The 23502-nt window shown below is 52.9% G+C and carries 20 protein-coding genes; 14 read left to right on the plus strand and 6 right to left on the minus strand.

Going from position 1 to position 23502, the window contains the following annotated elements:
• The first annotated feature begins 124 nt into the window (after positions 1-124).
• A complete protein-coding gene (locus QJQ48_RS03035) occupies positions 125-2245 on the plus strand; it encodes a hypothetical protein (RefSeq protein ID WP_346289707.1) in 2121 nt (706 codons plus the stop codon).
• 60 nt (positions 2246-2305) lie between these two features.
• Here the strand turns inward: QJQ48_RS03035 and QJQ48_RS03040 are convergent, their stop codons facing one another.
• Positions 2306-2623, minus strand: coding sequence for a YkvA family protein (locus QJQ48_RS03040; protein ID WP_346289708.1), 318 nt, complete (start codon positions 2621-2623; stop codon positions 2306-2308).
• Positions 2620-4290, minus strand: coding sequence for a S8 family serine peptidase (locus QJQ48_RS03045; protein WP_346289709.1), 1671 nt, complete (start codon positions 4288-4290; stop codon positions 2620-2622). The genes QJQ48_RS03040 and QJQ48_RS03045 overlap by 4 nt, the downstream gene beginning before the upstream one ends.
• A 192-nt stretch (positions 4291-4482) precedes the next feature.
• Here QJQ48_RS03045 and rpe point away from each other — a divergent pair, with 192 nt between their 5' ends.
• The 3 genes from rpe (at position 4483) to QJQ48_RS03060 (ending at position 6203) form a co-directional block, all read left to right on the plus strand.
• Positions 4483-5184: a ribulose-phosphate 3-epimerase gene (gene rpe, locus QJQ48_RS03050; protein ID WP_346289710.1), complete on the plus strand. Its 702-nt coding sequence runs from the start codon at positions 4483-4485 to the stop codon at positions 5182-5184.
• A 596-nt stretch (positions 5185-5780) separates the two neighbouring features.
• Positions 5781-5957: a hypothetical protein gene (locus tag QJQ48_RS03055; RefSeq protein WP_346289711.1), complete on the plus strand. Its 177-nt coding sequence runs from the start codon at positions 5781-5783 to the stop codon at positions 5955-5957.
• A 63-nt stretch (positions 5958-6020) separates the two neighbouring features.
• On the plus strand, positions 6021-6203 hold the full coding sequence (locus QJQ48_RS03060) for a hypothetical protein (RefSeq protein WP_346289712.1): 183 nt from the start codon (positions 6021-6023) through the stop codon (positions 6201-6203).
• An 89-nt stretch (positions 6204-6292) separates the two neighbouring features.
• On the opposite strand, the gene QJQ48_RS03065 is transcribed toward QJQ48_RS03060, so the two are convergent.
• A complete protein-coding gene (locus QJQ48_RS03065; protein ID WP_346289713.1) occupies positions 6293-7072 on the minus strand; it encodes a thioesterase II family protein in 780 nt (259 codons plus the stop codon).
• Positions 7073-7374: 302 nt separating this feature from the next.
• Here QJQ48_RS03065 and lnt point away from each other — a divergent pair, with 302 nt between their 5' ends.
• Complete coding sequence (lnt, locus tag QJQ48_RS03070; protein WP_346289714.1) at positions 7375-9000, plus strand: apolipoprotein N-acyltransferase; 1626 nt, start codon at positions 7375-7377, stop codon at positions 8998-9000.
• 50 nt (positions 9001-9050) lie between these two features.
• On the opposite strand, the gene QJQ48_RS03075 is transcribed toward lnt, so the two are convergent.
• Entirely contained in the window at positions 9051-9563 is a 513-nt protein-coding gene (locus QJQ48_RS03075) for a hypothetical protein (RefSeq protein WP_346289715.1), read from the minus strand.
• A 270-nt stretch (positions 9564-9833) separates the two neighbouring features.
• Positions 9834-10316: a Cys-tRNA(Pro) deacylase gene (ybaK, locus tag QJQ48_RS03080; RefSeq protein WP_346289716.1), complete on the minus strand. Its 483-nt coding sequence runs from the start codon at positions 10314-10316 to the stop codon at positions 9834-9836.
• Between the two features lie 243 nt (positions 10317-10559).
• On the opposite strand from ybaK, the gene QJQ48_RS03085 reads away from it, so the two are divergent.
• Both QJQ48_RS03085 and QJQ48_RS03090 read left to right on the plus strand, forming a co-directional pair.
• Positions 10560-10871 carry a hypothetical protein gene (locus QJQ48_RS03085; protein WP_346289717.1) on the plus strand — a complete coding sequence of 104 codons (312 nt, stop codon included), beginning with the start codon at positions 10560-10562 and terminating at the stop codon, positions 10869-10871.
• A gap of 140 nt (positions 10872-11011) precedes the next feature.
• Entirely contained in the window at positions 11012-11764 is a 753-nt protein-coding gene (locus tag QJQ48_RS03090; RefSeq protein WP_346289718.1) for an SIMPL domain-containing protein, read from the plus strand.
• Positions 11765-11878: 114 nt separating this feature from the next.
• Here the strand turns inward: QJQ48_RS03090 and QJQ48_RS03095 are convergent, their stop codons facing one another.
• Positions 11879-12244, minus strand: a complete 366-nt coding sequence (locus QJQ48_RS03095) for a single-stranded DNA-binding protein (protein WP_346289719.1) — start codon at positions 12242-12244, stop codon at positions 11879-11881.
• A 409-nt stretch (positions 12245-12653) separates the two neighbouring features.
• Between QJQ48_RS03095 and QJQ48_RS03100 the strand changes: the two genes are divergently transcribed.
• The 7 genes from QJQ48_RS03100 to QJQ48_RS03130 all read left to right on the plus strand — a co-directional run bounded on the left by QJQ48_RS03100 (position 12654) and on the right by QJQ48_RS03130 (position 23376).
• Entirely contained in the window at positions 12654-13697 is a 1044-nt protein-coding gene (locus QJQ48_RS03100; RefSeq protein ID WP_346289720.1) for a rod shape-determining protein, read from the plus strand.
• A gap of 24 nt (positions 13698-13721) precedes the next feature.
• A complete protein-coding gene (mreC, locus tag QJQ48_RS03105; protein ID WP_346289721.1) occupies positions 13722-14522 on the plus strand; it encodes a rod shape-determining protein MreC in 801 nt (266 codons plus the stop codon).
• A gap of 5 nt (positions 14523-14527) precedes the next feature.
• Positions 14528-15103, plus strand: coding sequence for a rod shape-determining protein MreD (mreD, locus tag QJQ48_RS03110; protein WP_346289722.1), 576 nt, complete (start codon positions 14528-14530; stop codon positions 15101-15103).
• Positions 15104-15177: 74 nt separating this feature from the next.
• Positions 15178-16434 (plus strand): cytosine deaminase, encoded by a 1257-nt coding sequence (gene codA / locus QJQ48_RS03115; RefSeq protein ID WP_346289723.1) that lies wholly within the window; start codon positions 15178-15180, stop codon positions 16432-16434.
• A 336-nt stretch (positions 16435-16770) separates the two neighbouring features.
• Complete coding sequence (locus tag QJQ48_RS03120; RefSeq protein WP_346289724.1) at positions 16771-18627, plus strand: tetratricopeptide repeat protein; 1857 nt, start codon at positions 16771-16773, stop codon at positions 18625-18627.
• Positions 18628-18699: 72 nt separating this feature from the next.
• Positions 18700-21765 (plus strand): excinuclease ABC subunit UvrA, encoded by a 3066-nt coding sequence (gene uvrA, locus QJQ48_RS03125; protein ID WP_346289725.1) that lies wholly within the window; start codon positions 18700-18702, stop codon positions 21763-21765.
• 249 nt (positions 21766-22014) lie between these two features.
• Entirely contained in the window at positions 22015-23376 is a 1362-nt protein-coding gene (locus tag QJQ48_RS03130) for a sensor histidine kinase (RefSeq protein ID WP_346289726.1), read from the plus strand.
• Positions 23377-23502 lie beyond the last annotated feature (126 nt).

The following is a 23502-nucleotide window of genomic DNA, read 5'->3' on the forward strand; positions in this document are numbered from 1 at the left end:
GGAAAGCTCAATATATGAAGAAAAGTTGCAGTCACCAGACTTCTCAGAGTTTTAGGATATCAGCTTCAGCAGGGATTCTGGCGGCTTTATTCCTGACTTGGACTGACAGTCTCAGAAGAAATAAATGTGCGATTCCCCACAATGCCCCCGGTCGATGGTCGTCACTGAACTCCCCTCTCGTCAAGTGCTAGGTTTAAATCAGCGCACCTACCAGCGCCTGAAGCTGACGCTGCAGCTCAATCTCAAACGTCAGTTGCTGATTGCCGTCTGTGATGATATTCCCCTGCGCGATCGCCTCGCCGCTCAGCTAGAAACCGATATTACCGCCAGTGCCGCTACGGCAGCCAGCAACCTAGAAGGCTGGCAGGATTCCTGGAACTTAGAGCGGCTCAGCCTTGATCTCAATCCACCTCATCTGCCGCAGCAGATCGTTACCTGCCTAAAGCAATCCTCAGCGACCATGACTCAGTCTCTGAGCTTACAGGTGGTAGGAATTGAACAGCTCACCCGGCAGTCAGCCACCACGCAGCGGCAGTTTCTGCGATCGCTGCGACAAATTGAACTGCTCTTACCCGCCCTAGAACACAGTCTGCTGCTCTGGATGCCTTGGCCCTGGGCGCGGCTGATTCAGCAGTCGGTACCCGGCTTTTGGGCCTGCCATACGGGCTTGTTTGAGTTTGTCGGCGATCCCTCGCCTTTAGAGTCAGAGGCGAGCTTCTCTGCTGCTCCCCGCTCTCAGCCTGGGCCGATACAGCCGCCAGCCGCCGCAGTGGATTCGACCACACCTCCCTCAGGATTGCCTGCGACCGAGGAAGAGACAGACGCAGGCGATTCCCTAACGGAAGTCTTACAAAGCCTTGATCCAGTTAGAGAAATTCCTTTAGAAGAGCTAGAGCTAGCAGAGGCCGAGGCCACGCTGCCTGATCTGGAGGAAGCAGAGCCAACTCAGCGATCGCAAACGGTTTCCGTCCCGGCTGAGTCTGGCTTAGAACCGCACCCTTCCCGCCAGGAGAAAGGGGCTACCGCCGTTGCGGTATTGCCGAAGCCCGCCTCGCCAGCCCAGCAGTCAGACCCGGCGGCAGGCAATGCCTATCTGCAATTAGGCCAGGCTTACCGCGATCGCCTGGTAGCCGGTGAGACTGAGCCAGAACTAATAGTCGCTGCCATTCAGGCTTACGAAGAAGGGCTGCGCTGGCTACCCCAGCACTCGGCTCTCTGGAGCGACAGCCTCAACGATTTAGGCAGTCTCTACTGGATTAAGGCGCAGCGTACTTCGACGACCGCAGAAGCCCTGTCGCTAATGGAGAAAGCCGTCGGTGTTTATCAGCAGGCGCTCAGCGCCCTCAGCCAGAAGACGCCGGAAGCTACCGGACGGCTCTACAGCAACTTAGCGGCGGCACACAGCTTTTTGGCCAACTTTCAGACCTCCTCAAGTCATCTGAAGCAAGCTATTGAGGCTTATCATCACGCTCTCAGCTATCGGCCTGCCGCTACCGCCGCTCTAGAATATTCATCTCTACAAAACAGCTTAGGCGCAGCGCACTGGCGGCTGGCTCAGCAAGAACTGCCCAAGCAGCACCTCCAACAGGCTATCTTGGCTTATGCAGAAGCGCTTAACCACTGTCAGCCCCAGCAGGAGCCGCTGCGCTATGCCATGATTGCTAACAACTTAGGAGTTGCCTACTGGAGCTTGGCTCAACATGAACAGCCTGCTGCTCGGTTAGAACAGGCCATTGAGGCTTACCAAAAAGCGCTGGTCTACCGTACGCCTGAAATTGATCCTGCCGCCTGTGCCTCCACTCACAACAACTTGGGGACGGCCTACTGCGAATTAGCCAATCATCGCCAGCCCATACAGCAGCGCGATCAGCTTTGGCAAAAAGCGATCGCCGCCTACACCCAAACCTTACAAATCGCGCAGACCAAAATGGACTCGCCGCCCACAACGGCACAACCGCTGGACGTTTATGCGGTGCACTACAGTCTTGGCGTCGTTCATGGCTATTTAGGCGCTTCCGCGCAGTTCGATGAGGCCATGCAAGCAGAATATTTAGCCCAGGGTCTGCAGCATTATTTGACCGCTTTGCAAGGCTGGCAGGCACTGCCTGAGAGCCGAGCCACAGCCCTACAGGCGATCGCCAACAACCTGAAATTACATCACCAACAGCTTGGCGTTCCCAGTCAGCAGCAAGCTTTGCAGCGCATACCCGCTGCCCTACTGCCTGAACTGCTGCCTCGGCTCTAGAATGGCAAGCGCTTGGCCCTTAGCGATCGCCAATCACCTAGAAAGCCTAAATTTGACGACCTAATTTGACTGGGAAGCGTCTGATGATACAGCCTCGACATCAATCGTGCGAGTTGCCGGCTCGTTCACTTCAGACTGAACGTGGGCAGTAGAGGTTTCTGTGGCGGAAAATCGTTCAGTCAGCCACTGAAACAGCCCCGAAAGCAGCAGGGAAATCAGAACAACATCATCAATCTGGCCTAAGATCGGCAGGAAATCAGGAGAAATATCAAACGGACTCACCAGGTAAAGCAAAGATAGCGCAATCACCCAGCCACGGGAACGGGGATTACTGAGTAGGTTTTGATACCAGCGATAGAATTGCCCAGGAAATTTCATTCTGCCTGCGGTGCTCCCACCGCCCACCAAGCGAGAGCGTAGCGCTGAAGTAGCTCATCGTTCACCTGCTGCCGATAGACTACGCGCAGCTTGTAGCGCCCGGTTTCCGGAATCGGAAAGAAAATATGCTCAACACTGTCAGCTTCGCTCACAGAAGACCAAACACTCTGGCTGATATCCTCGGCGTCAGCGGGCATCAGGTACAAGTCGAGATTGTTCAAACCTCGGTTGGCAAAGGCTTCGCCAATATCGTACAGGTCGTTTTGGTTCTCATCCTGCAGCACTACCAAACGTTCCCAGGCTAGGGTTGCTGAGAGGTAACCGCCCTCCTGCAGAGGCTGCTCAAACACGTAGTCTTGAGAAAGTAAAGTTGGCTGCGATCGCGGCAAATCCGGCGGGACAGAAGATTCTATCGCGCCATAGTTCCATCCAATCAGAGGCACAGCATTTTCTGGCGTTTGCGGCCCCGGCTGAAACTGCTCGTAAGCTCTAAAAGCATTGAGGTGGCCCGTTCCTAGCTCAGCATGAAGCGGAATAGCCGGATCTCGATAGGCATCCGAGTCCAGCCAGGTGGCATTCTGCTCGTCAATTAGAGTCCGTGCCATGCCCCCCAGCAGCCCGTCCCCGCTGTCCTGAATCTTATCGGCTGAATTGAGCAAAATAGCCTTCATCACGGTAGGACGGCGGGCCTCTAACGTCCAGTTTGCCGGCCCAGTGCGAATCTGGCGATCGCCAAACTCCTGCAGCAGCGCTACGGTAGCGACCACATGGGGCGCTGCAAAGCTAGTGCCGCTAGTGCGGCGGGGATGGCCGTCTGGGTCCAACAGCTCTAGATTGCCGCCTGGTGCCACTAGGTTAATAGAGCGGCGCGGGCCTACATTAGTTTCGGGTGCAGGCGATCGGCGGGAACGATAGGTCGGCTCGCTGCCCAGGTTGGCGTAATCAATTCGGTAGAAACTGCCCTCAATGGCTGTTGAAAACGCGACATTGATACCGTTGAAGTTGTCTGTAGGAATGGGGATGCCGCCCGAACCCTGATTACCCGCTATCACGTAGAGCATGTCGTGTACCCGGTGTGACCAGTCCACACACTGAGTCAGGAGGGCGTTACCATCTAGCATGGCGTTGGGACGCGGATCTCGCCCTAGCGCCTCGCCAAAGCTGAAGTTCATCGCCCGCACATCTCCACCATTTTGCAGAGCGACATGCTGAGAAGCCGAACACTCTTCTGGCTGGCCATTGCGTCCTTCTAAGGGGCCAATCGCCGCCGAATATAAGGTGGCACCGGGGGCAACTCCCGTTAAGTTTTTATCCTGGCTCACCATGACGCTGGCCACGTTGGCAGCATGGCCATCTACATACTGATTGGGAGAAGCGAGGCGATCGCGAAAAAAGACGGCCCGCACCTCTACCGGCATCATTTCATAAGCCACCTTGTCTAGACCAAACTGTCCCGGTCGGCCAATTTCCACCTGCCCGATAGCAATCTTTCGCCCTGTGAGGTTGTAGGGCAGTTCGTGTAGGCGTCTAGCATCGATTCCTTCTGGGCCAACTGAAAGAGACAACGCTAGGGCTGGCAGCCCGGCGGCTAAGCCGAAGAGACTGCTTAGACCAAGGGAGCGAGCTGTCAGTCGAGAAGCGAACTGCGAGAAGAAACGGCGGCTCATAGACTTTTACTAGAAATCGCGTGGATAACTGGACAAGCTTGAAAGCAGACAGGAGTTAGAGAACTGAGTTTGTCCCTACTCTAGCGCCAGTTGAGCTGACTTTGTCGCAGTCTAAAGACCAAATAACTAGGAGGAAACTAAAGATTTTGTTACGATGAATACGCAGCCAGGAGATAGGAGTACCCGTCCACCATGCCTAATACTCAATCCCAAAAACCGATTGTCATTTCTCCCTCAATTTTGTCGGCGGATTTTAGCCGTTTGGGAGACGAAGTGCGAGCCGCTGATGAGGCAGGCGCTGACTGGATTCACGTGGATGTGATGGACGGACGTTTTGTGCCCAATATCACCATTGGCCCCCTGATCGTCAAGGCAATTCGTCCGGTGACTAAAAAGCCGCTAGACGTGCACCTGATGATTGTAGAACCAGAAAAGTACGTCGCTGACTTTGCTGAGGCAGGCGCTGACATTATTTCCGTTCATGCAGAGCATAACGCTTCACCTCACCTACACCGCACCCTTTCTCAGATCCGTGAGCTAGGCAAGCAGGCGGGCGTGGTGCTCAATCCGGCTACGCCGATAACGCTGATCGAACATGTTTTAGAGGTTTGCGATCTCATCTTGATTATGAGCGTCAACCCCGGTTTTGGCGGTCAGAGCTTTATTCCAGCCGTTCTGCCTAAGATTCGCCAACTGCGCCAAATGTGTGATGAGCGCGGTCTAAACCCCTGGATTGAAGTTGATGGCGGACTCAAAGCTAATAATACCTGGCAGGTACTTGAAGCTGGCGCGAATGCTATTGTGGCAGGCTCTGCGGTCTTCAAAGCCGATGACTATGCGGCAGCCATTGAAGGTATTCGTAACAGCAAGCGGCCAGAATTAGCAGCCGTATAGCTTTCTATTGTCTCTAGATTTTAGAGTTGATTGAACGCGATCGCTTTTTTAGGCGATCGCGTTTCTGTATGTTGGCCCTTTGGGCGAACCCAAGAAGCTGATCCTTTAGAATATCCGCTGTCTGACGGACGCTTTCAGCCTGGATGGCGGATGACTTAAATAGGGTTTTCTCGGTACTTTGAATAAAGAGAAAAGAGCATTTTGATCTCAGGCTATCAAAACAATCTGCTTGATTCTACTGATTTACAAAGTTGCAATTAAAAATGTTTGAAAGGCTATTTGAATTACTTAAATCTACTGATCTGCAAATTCTTTCTTACGCCTAAATTTAAAGCTAAGCACAATGAAGTTGAATACGCGAAGATCGGCTAGTTTAGCAGATAAATGTCTCAGAGTAGACGCTTACAGGGGTATTGCTGATTTTGGGTATGAATTCAAGCACGAGCAAGATGCTCGCACTCACCTGTCTGACAATAAAGGCGAGGAGTGTGAGCGTCTCGCTCACGACCGGCCAACATCGGATTCATCCCTTGATTCAGCAACGCCGCTTACAGGTTCAATGCTTCAGGGCTTATTAGCTGGAATGGGAGAAAAGCATGAACTCAATTGAAGAAACAGTAGAAAAAATTTTTTCGACGCGTAGACTAACGCGCTACGATCAGCGACTGCTAATGACCTTATACGCCAAGCGGCAAATTAGTCGGCAAGATCAGGCTCTGATTGCTCGCATTTATGAAGCTTTGAACCAGGGACGCATTCGCGTGGTGGAGTAGCCTGCATACCCCGCTCTCGGTCAGACGTATTTTGCATCAGACTGACCAAAACTAGGTATTATTATGGTCCAGTGGAAAACACTCTTTTACAAAACGTCTATCTGGCTGGTCGCCGAGTGTTTGCTGGGCATTTTAGGGCTTGATCACCTCTGCGACTACAGCGAATTTTTAGAACATACCAAGCATATTAGCCACCATCTGCAGCCTGCTAATCAGTCCAGTCTGGTCGTTGTCGCTTGGAACTGATCAGCTATGAGAGTCGCTCTGACTCGTCATATCGCTCACAGCTCAGAATCAATCAAAGTTCGCCTAGAGATTTGTACAAATATTTGATTTCAAGCAAAGCTCAGACGCGAATTTTTGAGATGAGCTAGATCCTTCAGAATTGCGGCTGTTACCTGAAGCTGCTGAAGGTCAAAGTCAGAGGAATTATTAGCTAAAAGCCGCAGCGTGAACTGAGACTGGGTATGAATCTGCCAGACTACTAGCTGCTCATGCCCCAACTGGGCACTTTGATGCTGGCCGAAGACGGACAGGGGGCAGGGCAGCGGGGGGCCAGATCGATACGTATAGCTTTCCAGCAAAGTCAGATCAGCCCGCATAATCGGCAGCATCGTTTTTAGCCGTTCTGGTTCCTCAAGTACAGCTGTCAAGCCGCTATCAGACTGCTGTAGCTTGTTGAGTAGGTCAGCTTCGGGTAGTAAATGCAGTTTGTCCTTAGCAGGTGGTAAGTGGGGCGCTTGGCAGGCTGAAGCAAATAGATACTGGGGATAGGCTAGTCTGCGGTAACACCAATAGCGTGCTAGCTCGAATGCAATCAGCGCGCCTAAGTGTTTGCCCCACAGCGCAAATGGGCGATCGCCTAGCGGCAGCAGCGCCGATGACAGGGCATGAATCAAGGGGGCCATGCGGATAAAAGGTGCCTGAGCTAAACGGCCTTCTCGACCCGGTAGCTGCACCAAACAGACTTCTATTTCAGCCGGTAGCTGAAAAATCCATGACTGAAAAGCGGTTGGGCCTCCGCCTGCATAGGGAAAGCAAAAAAGCCGCAGTTGGGCCTGCGGATTAGGCCGGGGACGGACAATCCAGGGATTGGGTTGAGTATGAGAGGCCATGAATTCAGTCAGGATATAGGCTCACCGTAGCCTACTGGGGGTCTGATGTAGAGGCTTGCACGCAGGGCTTGAGCTTTTCTAAATCTGAGCCGGTAAGATCTTTACAGAAATCCTGTTTTTATCGGTTTATTTCAGCCGGAGGCTCATACAAGCCGTAGTTTTTAAGGCCGACAGGCTTACGCTTGCCCTCTAGCTACTCAGTGCTGCGGTTCATGATTGCTCAGAGCGTTTTCATCAGCTAGCTAGAACCCTTAATTTCGGCCTATCGTGAACTTAGTAGTGTTATCAAACCCCAGGCCAGCGTGACCAAAGCCCAGACAAAGTTAGCCGTTCACCGCCCAGCGATCGCCCGTCTTCCTCCCTGGCGATCGCTGCTGATTTTTGTCAGCGGTTGGGGTATGGGGCTAGCCCCGCCTCCGCTCAACCTGTGGCCGCTGGCTTTCATCGCCCTAGTGCCGCTATGGGTGATTTTGCGGCAGTCGCCGTCAGCGCCACAGGGGCGTCCTCAGCTACACTATCCACTGCTGTGGGGCTTGGGTTATCACGGCTTTGCCCTCTCATGGATTACCTATCTCCATCCGCTGACCTGGATGGGTATTCCCTGGCTAGGCAGCTTAGGAATCGCCCTTTTTGCCTGGGGATTCATTACCCTCTGGGGCGCGGCTTTGGTCATGATTTGGTTTGGGCTGTTGCGCTGGCTGTGGAGTCGCAAAACAGCGGTGCCAGTTTTCAGTTCCTTTAGACTGCGGCTGCTATCTGCAACAGCGCTTTGGTGTGCCTTGGAAACTGTCTGGAGCTGGGGGCCGCTTTACTGGACTTCGCTGTCCTATACCCAAAGTCCAGGAAATCTGGCTTTACTGCATCTAGGGCAGCTATCGGGACAGTTTACGGTTACGGCAGTCATCGTTGTAGTCAATGGTTGTCTAGCCGAAGCCTGGCTGAGCCACCGCCGACAGCAGACCTGGCAGGGACAGCCTCGCCGCTTGGCCTTGGGTGCAGGCGGCTTTTTGCTAGCCTGCTATTTGGTGGGCTATGGTCTGAAGTGGAGCGCACCTGTCGACCAGCTCCAGCGGAGTCTGCGTGTCGGTCTGATTCAGGGCAATGTGCCTACTCAAATCAAGTTAACTCCCGCCGGTGAACAACGGGCGATCGCAGGATACACCCAGGGCTACCAAGATCTCGTTCAGCAAGGCGTGGACGTTGTGATTACGCCAGAAGGCGCTCTGCCGTTCATTTGGCGGGAACCTGTGCAGCGTCAGAATCCTCTCTATCAGGCAGTATTGCAGCAGAAAGTACCGCTTTGGCTGGGCACTTTTGCGATCGCAGAAAAGACTTCGCCATTACAGCTCACCCAGAGTTTGCTAGCTTTTGACGGCGAGGGGGAAAGGGTAGGCCGCTACAACAAAGTCAAGCTGGTACCCCTGGGTGAATATATTCCTTTTGAATCAGTATTGGGGCGGCTGATCCAGCGCCTCTCTTCAATTGAAGGAAGCTTGAAGCCAGGAAATTCACAGCAGGTATTTAATACCTCGTTTGGCCCTGTGGCTGTCGGCATCTGCTATGAGTCGGCTTACGGCGATATTTTTCGCGATCAGGTGGCCAAAGGCGGCCAGCTTATTGTCACAGTCTCCAATAATGATCCCTATCCGGCCTATATGATGGCTCAAGATCATGCTCAGGACGTCATGAGAGCAATTGAAAGCGATCGCTGGGCAGTAAGAGTCACCAATACAGGGCTATCTGGCATCGTAGACGCCCACGGACATACGCTTTGGCTATCAAAACCTAACGTGTATGCGCTTCACAGCAGCACCGTCTATCGCCGCCAGTCCCGCACTCTCTATGTCCGCTGGGGTAACTGGCTAACGCCGACGCTGCTGATAGCGGCGCTCAGCCTTTACGGGGCTGAGCAGCTTAAATACCGTTGAGGCAGATAGCAGGACAGAGAGGACTTTGACCTATGGGCGATCGCTGGCAATTACTGCACATACAGCGTGATGGGCTGATCGGGTTCGACTACCACGACCTGATCGGCACTCAGATTACCCACTGCGACACCAGCAGCAGCGCCGCCCAATACTTCGCCTAGATCAATTCCGCCGAAGACCTCACCCAGCACAGCACCACCAGCCGCGCCAATAGCCGCGTCCTCAGCGATGGCACCACCAGAGGTGTCACGCGGATCTTTTTGATCGTCAATCACGCCGGAGGTGGCGTTCAGCGGATAGCTGCGGCCATCGACGAGCGCAGCCGTCGCCACGTAGCGCAGGCCGTCGTCGCCTGCTGGCTCATAGCTTCCCTGGATAACAGTACCGGGCGGCATATAAATCCCGTTAATGGTTGTTCCCTGCTCGACTTCCAAATTGTAGGCGTAGCTGCGATCTTCGTTCAGATACAGCGTTTCTGTTTGGCTACTCGAAGTCTCAATCGCAGTGCTTTGAGCAATTCTTACGGCTGTAGGCTGCTGTGCTTTAGCAGCGGTAGCTCCCATCAAAAAAGCTGCGCTAGCTGAAGTTGCTAGTAGACATTGGCTAATGGAGAATTCAGATTTAAGCAGTTTCATAGTTAAATATTTAGCGGATTTTCCTTGCTTAAATTATTACCAATAAGCGATATTTTGGCGTCCCCCAACAGTCGTAATCTGTCGCAGTCTTCGCTTCAATTCACTATAATTTCTCATCTGCTAACACAGAAGCAATAGTTGCTTAAACTAGCCGTGAAGCTATTAGCTGCAGTCGCAAAAATAGCCCCACAGATATTGCTAGTCATCTGATTTTTCGTGGGCGATCGCCCCTACAGTCGCTTTAACAACCTCAATGTAGGCGGCAGGGGCTAGCTGAATCATCAGACCACGCTTGCCAGCCGAAACGGCCACCTGCTCAAACTGCTGAATCCGCTGATCGACAAAAACCGGATAGTCTTTTTTAGCAGCGAGGGCAGTCACTCCGCCGCGAATGTACCCTGTGAGCGACTGCACCTGCTTCAGCGGGACTGTTTCAGTCTTGCGATCGCCCGCCAAACGCGCTAGCGCTTTCAAATCGAGCTGAGTATTGGCGGGAATCACAGCTAGGTAGATGCCTGCGCGATCGCCACGAGCAACCAGTGTCTTAAACACCTGAGTCGGCGGCAGAGCAATTTTAGCGGCAATGCTTTCTGCCTCCAAATTATCAGGATCGACTTCATACGCTAGAAGCCGATAGGTAACTCCAAGCTTATCTAGAATGCGAACGGCATTTGTTTTCATCGCAGGTGTTCATAAACTTTGCGTGAAGGTTAGTTGGAGATTCCGGAAGACGGTACTTTTACGTAGAATAAGTCGTTAGAATTGGAGGCAGCGGGGATTACAAACTGTGAATTAATTCTAGAGCGCAACCCACGATGGGCACACTGAGTACGAAAAAAACAGGAGTCAGCAATTCAAGCCTGAGCTGAACTTGGGGAGAGGGTGCAGCAGTCTGATTCATTCCCCCGTTTACCATTCAACCCTATGTTTGCACTAGATACTGACTACACCATTCACTATCGCATCACTGAGTCTAAGGGCAGCTTCAAGCTGGCCTTTTGGGAGCCTGCGCCTCGCAACGAATACCGGACTCAGCCCTACCTTTTTATGGCTAACTATCTGCTGCGCTCTATTGAGGAAGCTCGGGAGATTCTCAAGCAGTATATCCTCATGAGCGGTGCCAACAGCCTGCCCAGCACTGAACTACCCAATCACGGCAAGATTCACGTCTTTCCCCATCCCACCTGGTCTGGTCAAGAATTTAGCGTTCCTGAAGAGGAATCTCGGATTGCTTAGTCAGCATCTTTATTCCTCTATTTCAGTGACTACAGTTACCAAAATCGTAACCTGACCGGAAATATCGATAGGCTGTGACACAGTTAAAAGACAGTTTTTCAGAATGTCTTTACTATCGAATACTGGTTGGAGAATAGGCGATGCTCAAACGATTGACTCAAAAGCTTGCTTGGCCCGTAGCGTTCCGCTCTCATTCAGCAGCATGGCTTGCCTTAATTGGTCTAGGAATTATTAGCTGTACTCATCCCATGCCCCTCTCGGCTCAAGAACAAGCCATGCGCATCTTGACGGTGACCGGAGAGGGCAGCGAAGACGTCCAAACGACTTTGGCAAAGGTAACCGTGGGTGTAGAAACTCAGGCTGAAACGGCTGCGGCTGCGCAAACAGAAACGGCTCAGCGCTCCTCAGCCGTTGTGGACTTACTGCGATCGCGCAGCGTAGACAAGTTAGAAACAACAGGTATTCAGCTCAATCCCGTCTACGACTACAGCGGCGATCGCCAGCGTATTCAGGGCTATAGCGCGGTTAACTTGGTCAGCTTCCGAATTGCAGCCGATCAGGCCGGAGCGCTGTTAGACGAACTCGTCAACGCGGGAGCTACGCGCATTGACAGCCTACAGTTTATTGCTGCCGACGCGGCCCTATCGGCTGCCCAACAGATAGCCCTGCAGGAAGCTACCCAAGAGGCCCAGGCCCAGGCCGATGCCGTCCTCGACACCCTCAACTTTACGGCCCAAGAAATTGTAGGCATCCAGATTAATCAGGCTAACCCACCTACTCCCGTTCCCTATGCCGCTCAGGCCCGACTTGAAGCAGACAACCTGGCACAAACCCCCGTTATTGCCGGCGAACAAACGGTGCGGGCGACCGTCACCTTACAAATTCGCTATTAAGCTTTGCCGCCCTGCGTCACCCCTACTATTATCGCCGGAAGCTAAGCCAGAGGAATTGATGCGTTCGGTATTGCCGCAGCGCATCAGTCCTAATACTTGATTGAGGGTATCTGCTTAAAATTCGTCGTTACTGTCATAGCCGCCCGGCGGTGACTCGCTGTCCCGGCGAGAGCCCAAAAGCTCTAGGCGATCAACCTTGATGATTGGACTAGAGCGATCGGCTCCGGTCGAGCGATCCTGCCAATGCTCAATTTTGAGGGAACCCGTCACGCCGATTAAACGCCCCTTGCGTACGTAGTTAGCAGCGACCTCGGCCGTCTTGCCCCACAGCTCCAAATTAAACCAGTCAGGCTGATCGCTGCGACTAGAGCGACGATTGACCGCTAGGGTTAAACGACACTTAACGCTGCCAGACTCAAAGTAGCGAACATCTGGATCACCACCGACCCGACCCACTAACGTAACGGTGTTTAAAGACATATACTTAAAGCCATCCCGAAAACTTAAGAAATTTCTGATGCGCCATCAGATGATAAACCTACCTGATTCGGTCTTTCAGCAATGAATTGAGTAAGTAAGAGGCTGCACTCTCCAGTCTAGATCATAAATTTAGGAGTTTTGAGACTCACTAGGACTGCAGATACACGGGGCACCCCCCCCACGGTCAATAACCTATGCACTTCGTTAGACAGCTTACTTCGACAGTTCACAGACGGGCGCAACTAGCAACGCCATTGCCGCCAATGACGCCAGTTTACTTTCAGAAGAGAGTTTACCCGACTAGACGCCGCGATACGAAACGTAATAGAATCCACTTCGACAAAACTTTGCGGACATTGTGCTGGAAGTTTTTCATTAAAACCGCTCGTTTTGGGGGCATTGTAGGCTAGTGGGTCTTTTTGATCGCTTATCCTTTTCCCGTGATATGGGTATTGACCTAGGAACTGCCAATACCCTCGTATATGTGTCTGGCAAGGGGGTCGTCTTGCAGGAACCCTCAGTTGTCGCCATCGATCAGAATGACAAGAAGCCGCTTGCCGTCGGGGAAGAAGCTAAGAAGATGCTGGGCCGGACTCCCGGCAATGTTGTCGCCCTGCGACCGCTGCGAGATGGCGTAATTGCTGATTTTGATACGGCTGAGCTAATGCTCAAGCACTTCATTCGACAGGTGCATGAAGGACGAACACTGGTATCACCCAGAATCGTCATTGGTATTCCCAGCGGTGTTACTGGGGTAGAGCGCCGCGCCGTGATGGATGCGGCTGAGCAGGCCGGAGCTAGAACGGTTTACCTGATTGATGAGCCGGTAGCAGCGGCCATTGGGGCCGGACTGCCCGTAGCTGATCCCACTGGCAATATGATTATTGATATTGGCGGTGGCACCACTGAGGTTGCCGTTTTAAGCCTGCAGGGAACTGTCCTGAGCGAATCAGTGCGTATTGCTGGGGACGAGCTAAGCGAGTCGATTTCGCAATACATGAAGAAGGTGCATAACCTGGTTATTGGTGAGCGCACCTCTGAAGAAATTAAGATCAAAATTGGCTCAGCCTATCCTACCCCCGATGACGGTGAGCTGATGATGGATGTTAGGGGCTTACATCTGCTTTCAGGGCTGCCGCGCACAGTTACCATCAAGGCACCAGAAATCCGCGAAAGCATGTCTGAACCGCTCTCCGTCATTATTGAAGCTGTCAAACGCACCTTAGAGCGGACGCCCCCTGAGCTAGCAGCAGATATCATCGATCGCGGCATTATGCTGGCGGGAGGCGGTGCCCTGCTGCATGGTTTAGATACGCTGATCAGTCACGAAACTGGCATTGTGGTCCACGTAGCCGCCGATCCGCTGAGCTGTGTGGTTTTAGGAACAGGTCGGGTTTTGGAGAACTTCAACCAGCTTGAGCGGGTCTTTAGTGGTCGCTCTCGTAGTCTATAGCGCTAGTTCATAAGTAAAATCTCTATGTTTGTACTGCGTCGCTGGTGGGATCGATATGCCTTACGTACAGGCTTTATTGTGCTGGCAGTCGGATCTGCCTGGTTTATTCGCCAGACGCAGGGCGCTGCAGTCTATGAGATCTACCAGTGGATTACCCGTCCTTTGCAGCCTGGTTTGACCAAACCAGAGCAAATTGAAAACGCCTATATTTTGGAGCTGCAGGAGCGCATTGTTGAGCTAGAAAATCAGAATCAAACGCTCAAAAATCTGGTTGATTCCAAAGATGAGGCGCTCAAAGCGGGGGTTGTCTCTGCCGTCATTGGTCGCAGCGCTGATCACTGGTGGCAGCAAGTCACTCTAGCTAGAGGAAGTCAGGCCGGCATTGAAGTGGGCTATATCGTCACCGGGCCAGGCGGTTTAGTGGGCAGAATTGTCTCAGTTACCCCCAACACCAGCCGGGCTTTGCTAGTTAGCGATCCGACCAGCCGCGTGGGTGTCAAGGTTAGCCGTAGCCGCGCTATGGGCTACATGCGGGGGCAGTCTAGCAATCGGGTCGTGATGGAATTTTTTGACAAGCTGCCAGATGTCAAGCCTGGAGATGTTGTGACCACTTCTTCCTACAGCCGCCTTTATCCTAAGGATGTGCCTATTGGCCGAGTTGAGTCTTTAGATCTCACCAAGAGTCCGGCTCCAGAAGCGGTCATTCAGCTTTCGGCCCCAATCAGTGCTTTGGAATGGGTAATGGTGCATCCATTTGAGCCGAAGTTAGATACCGATGAGCCAGGCAGCAATCTCACAGAAACATTAGAAGACGCTTCGTTTTAACTCCCATGACTCCATCAGGTGCTAGCAGCCTTCGGCATCTCCGCACGCGGCGTTTCTTAAACAGCATGGTCACCGTGGGTTCGGTTTTGCTTTGTCTGCTGATGTTGCCCACCCGGATTCCAGGCATGGAAATTTTGGGCGTCGGGCCTAACTGGGTGCTGATGTGGGTGGTGGCCTGGAGCGTCAAACGCACCGCTTTTGAAGGGGCGATCGCGGGGCTGGTTTTAGGATTGCTGCAGGACGGGATGACCTCTCCGCAGCCTACCCATACCCTTGGCCTTATCCTGGTTGGCATCTTGACGGCGCGACTGCAAAAGCAGCGATACATTCAAGAAGATATTGTTTCGGTGGCCCTGATTGTCTTTGGCATGGCGGTTGTAGCTGAAACGGTCACGGCGATTCAAATCAGCCTGCACAATTTGGTTCAGCCCGGTTCGCTCTATCCGCCCCTAACCGAGATTTGGGTCTATCACCAGCGCATAGCCCTGAGTTCAGCCATTCTCAGCAGTCTCTGGGCACCCGCAATCTACTATCCACTCAATCGCTGGTGGGAAAAGCAGGGTCTGGTAGAACCGACATAGCCTTTGAGCCTCTTTGGGGTTGCCGTCGGCAGGGCTGGCAGTTGTGGCGAAATTAAGTGTGGGGTCAGCGCTCTATGGTTTCTGCGTCTATGATTTTGCGCCAGTGTCGGCTCATCGGAGCGGCTGAAGGAAAACTCGTTGACATTGCCATTGGGCAAAACAAGATTACTGCGATCGCCCCGCACCTCTCCCACAGCGCTGCCACTGAAATTGACGCTGGCGGCAATTTGGTCAGTCCGCCTTTAGTTGACTCCCATATTCACCTCGACTCTGTTCTCACTGCCGGACAGCCTCGCTGGAACCGCAGCGGCACCCTGTTTGAAGGGATCGAAATCTGGCGCGATCGCAAGCAAAATCTCAGCTTAGCGGATGTCAAAGATCGCGCGATCGCGGCTCTAAAGCAGCAGGCCCAGCAGGGCGTTTTGTTTGTCCGTACCCATGCCGATGTGAGCGAAAAGAGCTTGACAGCGCTTAAAGGGCTGCTGGCCGTGCGTGAGGCCGTCAAAGACTGGATGACGCTACAGATTGTGGCCTTTCCCCAAGATGGCGTTTACACCAGTCCTGATAACGCCGCGCTGTTAGAAGAGGCGCTGAAGCTGGGCGCAGATGTAGTAGGGGGTATTCCTCACTATGAACTGACGCGAGAAGACGGTGTGCGCTCGGTGCATCGCATCTTTGAGCTAGCGGCCCAATACGATCGCCTAATCGATATTCACTGTGACGAAATCGACGATGAGCAGTCACGGTTTTTAGAAGTCGTGGTTGCTCAAGCCATTCGAACGGGAATGGGCCGACAGGTAACCGCCAGTCACACCACCGCTTTTGCCTCCTATAACGATGCCTATGCTCTTAAGCTTATGGGCTTTCTACGGCGCACCCCCATCAACTTCATTGCCAATCCGCTGATCAATATCACGCTGCAGGGACGGACTGACACCTACCCCAAGCGGCGCGGCGTTACCCGTGTCAAAGAGCTGTGGCAGGCCGGTCAAAATGTCAGCTTGGGCCATGACTGTATTCAAGATCCCTGGTACAGCTTGGGCACAGGCAATATGCTAGATGTAGCCTGGATGGCGGTACATGTCTGTCAGATGACAGGGAGAGATGAAATCAATACCTGCTACGACATGGTGTCGGAGAACGGCGCTAAAACGTTGCACCTCGGCGAGAGCTATGGCTTAGCCGTGGGTAAACCAGCGAATTTGATTGTGCTAGATGGGGGCGATCGCTATGAAGCAATTTGCCACCGCCCGGCGGTGAGAACAGTGATTTCGCAAGGGCGGGTTCTGGTTCAAACTCAACCAGCGGTAACCCAGTGGCAAGCACCATAGCCGGACAGCAATTTTGTTCCATTTAAGGGGTGAAACCCCCTAAACAGTCTTGAAGCAGGCGTAAATCTAATTTGTCATCGGCTTAAACATACGGTGAAGTCTGCATTCTTTTGCCGAAGCTAAGGTCATACTCGCGTCAAAATGAACTTGTAAACTCAACAGTTTCACTCATCCGCCAGCGGCCAGCTAGCTGCTATAAGGGTGAATATACGTCAATGATTCGCTGAACATCGGTTACTCGTATACCTACTAGCCCTTAGCTACACGGAATTTCTTGAAGATGGCTTGTTAGCTTCATGTTCAACTGGCAGGTCAGCATCTATCACTCATCACCCTATGTTGAGCCAAAAACTTGGTGGGCGCTATCAAATTATTTCGCATTTAGGCGGTGGAGGTTTTGGGCAAACCTATTTAGCAACAGACTTACACTTACCCGGTCAGCCTAGATGTGTGGTCAAACAGCTCAAGCCTCGGGTGACTGATAGCATTTCATTTGAGTCAGCCCAGCGCCTTTTCGATGCTGAAGCTTCCGCCCTGTATCAGCTCGGCTGCCATCACCAGATTCCCCGATTGCTGGCTCATTTTGAGGAGAATAAACAGTTTTATTTAGTGCAGGAGTATATTGAAGGCTCCTTGCTGAGTAACGAGCTGACGGCAGAAAATCTGTTTAGCGAAGCCCAAGTAATTGATCTGCTGCAGGATGTTTTAAGCACATTGACCTACGTGCATCAGCATCAGGTCATTCACCGCGATATTAAACCGTCTAATCTAATTCGGCGGCAGGCCGATCAGAAAGTCATTCTGATTGATTTTGGCTCGGTCAAGCAGGTCAGCAATCAGCCGATTGAAGAAGACGGGCAGCTCAGTATTACAATTGCCATCGGTTCAATGGGCTACATGCCTAACGAACAGCTCGCGGGGCAACCCTGCCTCAGCAGCGATATCTATGCGGTGGGAATGCTGGCTATTCAAGCGCTGACGGGAATTGAGCCTAAGCGCTTACGCAAAGATCCTAAAAACAGTGAAATTCTCTGGCGCGATCAGGTGGTTATCAGCCAGGAGCTGACCGAAATTATAGATAAGATGGTGCGCTACGACTATCGTCAGCGCTATCACTCTGCCTCAGAAGCATTGGCAGCAGTTGAGACTCTGATGGAAGATCCAATAGCCTCAGAGGCTTCTGCGATCGCGGAGATGGTGCTGCCAGGGGAGGGAGCAGCCTGGCTCAATCGCGGAGATGAACTCTTCAGTCAAAATCGATATCACGAAGCGCTGGCCTGCTACGAGAAGGTGCTGCAGTCGGAGAGCAAAAACTATGAGGTTTGGTTTAAGCAGGGACTGGCGCTCGAAAACCTGCGTCACTTTGAAGAGGCAATCGTTGCCTATGACCGGGTGCTGCAGCTACGACCTGACGACTATCTGGCTTGGCTGAAGCGAGGCAAAGCCCTAGAAGCCTTAGAGCGCTATGAGGGGGCCTTGGCCGCCTACGAAGAAGTGGCGCGAATGCAGCCGGAGAACTATTGGGTCTGGCACGATCGCGGTCAAATTTTAGAAAAGCTACAGTCTTTAGAGGCCGCAATTCAAGCTTATAATCGCGCCATTCAGCTTAAGCCCGATTTTCAATCTGCGCTGGAACGGCGCAAGCAGATTTTGCTGCAGCTCCAGCGGGTAGACCACCTCTATCAGCTCCAGCATTACGAAGAGGCGATCGCGGCCTGCCAGCGAACCGTTCAAGCCAATCCCAATGATGCTTTAGCCTGGCTGATGCAGGGGATGGCCTTAGAAAACCTCGATCAGCCCTGGGAAGCGGCTCTCTCTTACAGTCGGGTGGTGAAGCTGCAGCCTGACGATCATGTGGCCTGGTTCAAGCTGGCCCACGTTTTAGAAAAAGTCGGCAAGTACCAGAAAGCTGCCCTCGCCTATGGCCGGGTGGTGAAGCTGCAGCCCCATAACTACTGGGCCTGGCATCAGCAAGGCAAGGTCCTAGAGCAGCTCAAGGAAACTCAGCGAGCGATCGCAGCTTACAATCAGGCCATTCAGATTAAGCCTGACCTGCAGGCAACCCTACAGGCACGGCAGCGACTCTTGCAGAAAGCTGCCAGCGGAGGTGGCGCTTCTGTCCCAAAGCTGAGGGCCAGCACTGCGATCGCCGCCCGTGATGCTGCCTCTCGTTCGGTTCAGGCGGCAGTTTAGGTATTTAGACACTCATAGACTGAAGCGCTTTACTATCATGAGGGGGTGTGCGCCGTTTAATAGCCGTTTTCTATGTCTCAAAGCGATTCAGTTCCTGCCGTCCAAGCCGCCCAGACTCAGAATGGGCGCAATGGTCACCATCCGGCTCCGAGCTTGGCTGAGGACGATATCATTCGCATTCGCGGGGCGCGGCAGCATAACCTGAAGAATATTAGCCTAGAGCTGCCTCGCAATCAGCTCATAGTATTCACCGGCGTTTCTGGTTCAGGTAAATCCTCGCTGGCTTTTGACACCATTTTTGCCGAGGGTCAGCGGCGCTATGTAGAATCTCTCAGCGCCTATGCCCGGCAGTTTCTAGGGCAGATTGACAAACCGGATGTAGACGCCATCGAGGGCCTCAGTCCGGCGATTTCAATTGATCAAAAATCTACCTCCCACAATCCCCGCTCCACGGTGGGAACGGTGACGGAAATTTACGACTATTTGCGGCTGCTGTTTGGCCGGGCTGGGGAGCCGCACTGTCCGGTCTGCGATCGCTCGATTACGCCTCAGACTATCGACCAGATGATCGATCAGGTGATGGCATTGCCCGATCGCACCCGCTTTCAGATTTTGGCGCCGGTGGTTCGCGGCAAGAAGGGAACCCATAAAAAGCTGCTGTCAGCTCTAGCTTCTGAAGGCTTTGTGCGGGTTCGGATCAACGGCGAAGTGCGCGATCTCAGCGACAACATCGAACTCGATAAGAACTACAAACACGATATTGAAGTCGTTGTCGATCGCTTGGTGAAAAAGGACAGCCTGCAAGAGCGCTTAGCAGATTCGTTAGCCACCTGCCTGCGTCGCTCTGAAGGCATCGCTATTGTCGAGATTGTTGATAGCGCGGCCCAGGCGGAGGGAGAAAAAGTTGTTTCCCTAGCGGACAGATTGCCCTCAGATAGAAATGACAGGCCGATAGCGGCTGAGGCAGGGGCCAGCTACGGGACACCCCGCGAACTGGTTTTTTCCGAGAACTTTGCCTGCCCTGAACATGGAGCGGTGATGGAAGAACTGTCCCCCCGGCTGTTTTCTTTCAACTCGCCCTACGGCGCTTGCCCCCACTGTCACGGCTTAGGCAGCTTGCGCACATTTTCCGCCGAGCTGGCAGTGCCCGATCCGACGCTGCCTGTCTATGCGGCGATCGCCCCCTGGTCAGAGAAAGATAACACCTATTATTTCTCCCTGCTTTATAGCGTCGGGCAGGCTTTCGGTTTTGAGCTGCAGACAGCTTGGGAGCAGCTAACTTCGGAGCAGCAGCACGTTATCCTGCACGGCTCTGACGAAAAAATCTATATTGAAACCGACTCCCGCTACCGAGAACAACGCGGCTATCACCGCCGCTACGAAGGGGTACTCCCGATGCTGGAGCGGCAGTATCGCGAGACCAATTCAGAAACCTACAAGCAAAAGCTAGAAAAGTATCTGGTCAATCAAACCTGCGAGGTCTGTCAGGGAACGCGCCTGAAGCCGGAGTCGCTGGGGGTTCGCATTGGCCCCCACAATATCCATGCCCTCACCAGCGTCTCGATTCGAGACTGTCTAGCTCGAATTAAGGCTCTAGTCGGGGACGGCAATGCTCCGCTGCTCTCCTCCCGCCAGATGCAGATTGGCGATCTGGTGCTAAAAGAAATTCGGGCTAGACTACAGTTCTTGCTAGATGTAGGACTGGACTATCTCACCCTTGATCGCACCGCCATGACCCTATCCGGGGGGGAGGCTCAGCGCATTCGCCTTGCCACTCAAATTGGCTCCGGCCTGACTGGGGTTCTCTACGTGCTGGACGAGCCGAGTATTGGCCTGCATCAGCGCGACAACGATCGGCTGCTGCAAACCTTACACAAGCTGCGCAATCTAGGCAATACCCTCATCGTCGTGGAGCATGATGAGGATACGATCCGCGCCGCTGACTATTTAGTCGATATCGGCCCCGGTGCTGGCATTCACGGTGGCAGCATTGTGGCTCAGGGTGACTTGCAGGCTTTGCTTGCAGCCGAAGAGTCTTTGACCGGCGCTTATCTTGCGGGGCGACGCAAAATTGCCACTCCCACAGAGCGCCGTCAGGGTAACGGTCGCAAACTACAAATTCAAAAAGCCTATCGCAATAATCTTAAAGACCTCAGCGTTGATATTCCGCTGGGTATGTTGGTTTGCATTACGGGCGTGTCGGGGTCTGGTAAATCTACCCTGGTTAACGAGCTGCTGCATCCGGCGCTGCAGCATCACTTTGGTCGTAAGATTCCCTATCCTAAAGAACTCTCAGACATTAAGGGATTAAAAGCGCTGGACAAGGCGATCGTGATTGATCAGTCTCCCATTGGCCGCACGCCACGATCGAATCCGGCGACCTACACCGGCGTATTTGACGTGATTCGGGAGCTATTTTCCGAGACAATTGAGGCCAAGGCGCGAGGCTACAAGCCGGGGCAGTTTTCTTTTAACGTTAAGGGCGGGCGCTGTGAAGCCTGCAGCGGTCAGGGCGTTAACGTAATTGAGATGAACTTTCTGCCGGATGTCTACGTGCAGTGTGAAGTCTGCAAGGGGGCACGCTACAACCGGGAAACGCTGCAGGTGAAATACAAGGACAAAACAATCGCTCAGGTCTTAGATATGACCGCTGAAGAAGCGGCTGACTTTTTTCAAAACATTCCCAAAGCGGCGAGTCGGTTGCAGACGATGGTGGATGTCGGGCTGGGCTATGTGCGTTTGGGGCAAACCGCCCCTACCCTCTCAGGCGGAGAAGCCCAGCGAATGAAGCTAGCCTCTGAGCTGGCCCGGCGCTCGACGGGGAAAACCCTGTATCTAATTGACGAACCCACCACTGGCCTGTCCTTCTACGACGTGCATAAGCTGCTGGACGTCGTGCAGCGGCTGGTGGATAAGGGCAATTCCGTCATCATGATCGAACACAACCTAGACGTGATTCGCTCCGCTGACTGGATTATTGACCTAGGCCCAGAAGGGGGCGATCGCGGTGGCGAAGTGATTGCTGAAGGCACTCCAGAGGCGATCGCGGCTCATTCCCAGTCCTACACGGGATACTACCTGAAGCAGATTTTGCAGCAGCATCCGCCAGAAACGCTCGAAGAGGCTACATCTGCCTGAGTTGCTCAGTCACAGCTACCTCAGATCGAATGATTGCGCTCTACAGTCGGCCATATCACTACCCATCTATAGCGTCATATAGCCAGCGCCAGCTTAGCGGTTTTGAGCGCTTGTAGTCAGGATGTGAACAGCCGCGACGTGGAATTATAAAAATTTTTGGGAGATCAAAGTCACAGCAGATATGCTCAGTTGAGAAACAATATTTTTGATTGCTCATCAGCGGGGCCTTCAGTACTAACGGATTGATCTATGAATATTTTGCTCTTAGGTCTAGGTGGTTTGTTCTCGTCTGGCTCATTTATTCCGCACGGGCACTGCTATCTTTGGCAACCTGGGTTGGTGTGGCTGCACGTTGTCTCGGACGCTTTAATTGCGATCGCCTATTTTTCTATTCCGCTGATGCTAATTGCTTTTGTGCGACGACGGCAGGATTTACCTTTTTCCTGGATATTCGTGCTGTTTAGCCTTTTTATTGTTTCCTGTGGTACGACTCACCTCTTCTCCATTTGGACGCTTTGGCATCCTACCTACTGGCTTTCTGGGGTCGCCAAGGCTATCACCGCTGGCGTCTCAACCCTGACGGCTGTGTCAATGGTGCCGCTGGTGCCAGTTGCCCTGTCGATCCCCAGCCCCAAACAGCTCAAAACAACGAATCGGGCCTTGCAGGTAGAGATCGCCGAGCGCAAACGGGCAGAAAATACGATTCAAGCGCTCAATACCGACCTAGAGCGACGAGTGGAGCTACGCACAGCCGAGCTACAGCGAGCCAATCAGCGGCTAGAAGAAGAAGCCACCGAACGGCGGCAGGTAGAACAAGCCCTACAGTTGCGCGCTGATGAATTGTTACAGCTCAACCAAAAGCTGCTGCGCACAACCAAGCTGCTTAAGCACCGCAACAAGGAGTTAGATCAGTTTGCCTATGTGGTTTCTCACGATTTGAAAGCACCTTTACGGGCGATCGCCAATCTGTCTGAATGGATCACCGAAGACCTTGGTACTGCGATTTCTCCAGAGACGCAAACACAAATCAGCCTGCTGCAGAACCGCGTTCAGCGAATGCAGGGTCTAATCGACGGCCTGCTGCAATATTCACGGGCAGGGCGGGCTGAAATGGCCGCTGAAACCGTTGATTCCGGGCAGCTTTTGGCAAAAGTGATCGACTCGCTAGCGCCGCCGCCTGAGTTTGTCATTTCAGTCGATGCGCATATGCCCACCCTTTTTACCCAACCCGTACTATTACAGCAGGTTTTCTCCAACCTGATCAGCAACAGCATCAAGCATCACCATCGCCCCAACGGCTACATTCAAATCCAGGTTCAACCGCAGACAGAATTTTATGAATTTATTGTGGCTGACGATGGCCCTGGCATCGCGTCAGACAATCACGACAAGGTATTCGGCATCTTTAAAAGCTTTAATCAAAAGCTGGATAAAACAGAAAGCACTGGCATCGGCCTATCGATTGTCAAAAAGATTATTGAAGCGGAGGGGGGACAAATTTGGCTGGAATCAGAGCTAGGGCAGGGAACCGCCTTTCACTTCACCTGGCCCCTAAAACCTCAGTCTGATGAGGTGAAGTCCTCGCAAGAATTTGCGGACAGTAGTGGGTAGTTGGCTGGCCCTAAGTCAGCAATTCTTAGTTTAAGGCGTGAGGGCTTGAAATTCCCGTTTAGCCCGTTTGAAGAGGCTTTTGATAATTTCTCACGAGCTGTCAAAGTACCAGCCGCTATAGACTCG

It is taken from the genome of Sphaerothrix gracilis Ecp01 (genome assembly GCF_030405905.1).
In the GTDB taxonomy this organism is placed as follows: Bacteria; Cyanobacteriota; Cyanobacteriia; order Phormidesmidales; family Phormidesmidaceae; genus Sphaerothrix; species Sphaerothrix gracilis.

Bases quoted from the DNA above. Each gene is read 5' to 3' on its own strand.
- QJQ48_RS03095 (WP_346289719.1), bottom strand. From the start codon at position 12,244: ATGTCTTTAAACACCGTTACGTTAGTGGGTCGGGTCGGTGGTGATCCA.
- QJQ48_RS03045 (WP_346289709.1), bottom strand. From the start codon at position 4,290: ATGAGCCGCCGTTTCTTCTCGCAGTTCGCTTCTCGACTGACAGCTCGC.
- QJQ48_RS03060 (WP_346289712.1), top strand. From the start codon at position 6,021: ATGGTCCAGTGGAAAACACTCTTTTACAAAACGTCTATCTGGCTGGTC.
- mreC (WP_346289721.1), top strand. From the start codon at position 13,722: ATGTTTGTACTGCGTCGCTGGTGGGATCGATATGCCTTACGTACAGGC.
- QJQ48_RS03055 (WP_346289711.1), top strand. From the start codon at position 5,781: ATGAACTCAATTGAAGAAACAGTAGAAAAAATTTTTTCGACGCGTAGA.
- QJQ48_RS03130 (WP_346289726.1), top strand. From the start codon at position 22,015: ATGAATATTTTGCTCTTAGGTCTAGGTGGTTTGTTCTCGTCTGGCTCA.
- QJQ48_RS03065 (WP_346289713.1), bottom strand. From the start codon at position 7,072: ATGGCCTCTCATACTCAACCCAATCCCTGGATTGTCCGTCCCCGGCCT.
- QJQ48_RS03075 (WP_346289715.1), bottom strand. From the start codon at position 9,563: ATGGGAGCTACCGCTGCTAAAGCACAGCAGCCTACAGCCGTAAGAATT.
- QJQ48_RS03085 (WP_346289717.1), top strand. From the start codon at position 10,560: ATGTTTGCACTAGATACTGACTACACCATTCACTATCGCATCACTGAG.
- uvrA (WP_346289725.1), top strand. From the start codon at position 18,700: ATGTCTCAAAGCGATTCAGTTCCTGCCGTCCAAGCCGCCCAGACTCAG.
- codA (WP_346289723.1), top strand. From the start codon at position 15,178: ATGGTTTCTGCGTCTATGATTTTGCGCCAGTGTCGGCTCATCGGAGCG.
- ybaK (WP_346289716.1), bottom strand. From the start codon at position 10,316: ATGAAAACAAATGCCGTTCGCATTCTAGATAAGCTTGGAGTTACCTAT.
- QJQ48_RS03090 (WP_346289718.1), top strand. From the start codon at position 11,012: ATGCTCAAACGATTGACTCAAAAGCTTGCTTGGCCCGTAGCGTTCCGC.
- QJQ48_RS03035 (WP_346289707.1), top strand. From the start codon at position 125: ATGTGCGATTCCCCACAATGCCCCCGGTCGATGGTCGTCACTGAACTC.
- QJQ48_RS03120 (WP_346289724.1), top strand. From the start codon at position 16,771: ATGTTGAGCCAAAAACTTGGTGGGCGCTATCAAATTATTTCGCATTTA.
- QJQ48_RS03040 (WP_346289708.1), bottom strand. From the start codon at position 2,623: ATGAAATTTCCTGGGCAATTCTATCGCTGGTATCAAAACCTACTCAGT.
- rpe (WP_346289710.1), top strand. From the start codon at position 4,483: ATGCCTAATACTCAATCCCAAAAACCGATTGTCATTTCTCCCTCAATT.
- mreD (WP_346289722.1), top strand. From the start codon at position 14,528: ATGACTCCATCAGGTGCTAGCAGCCTTCGGCATCTCCGCACGCGGCGT.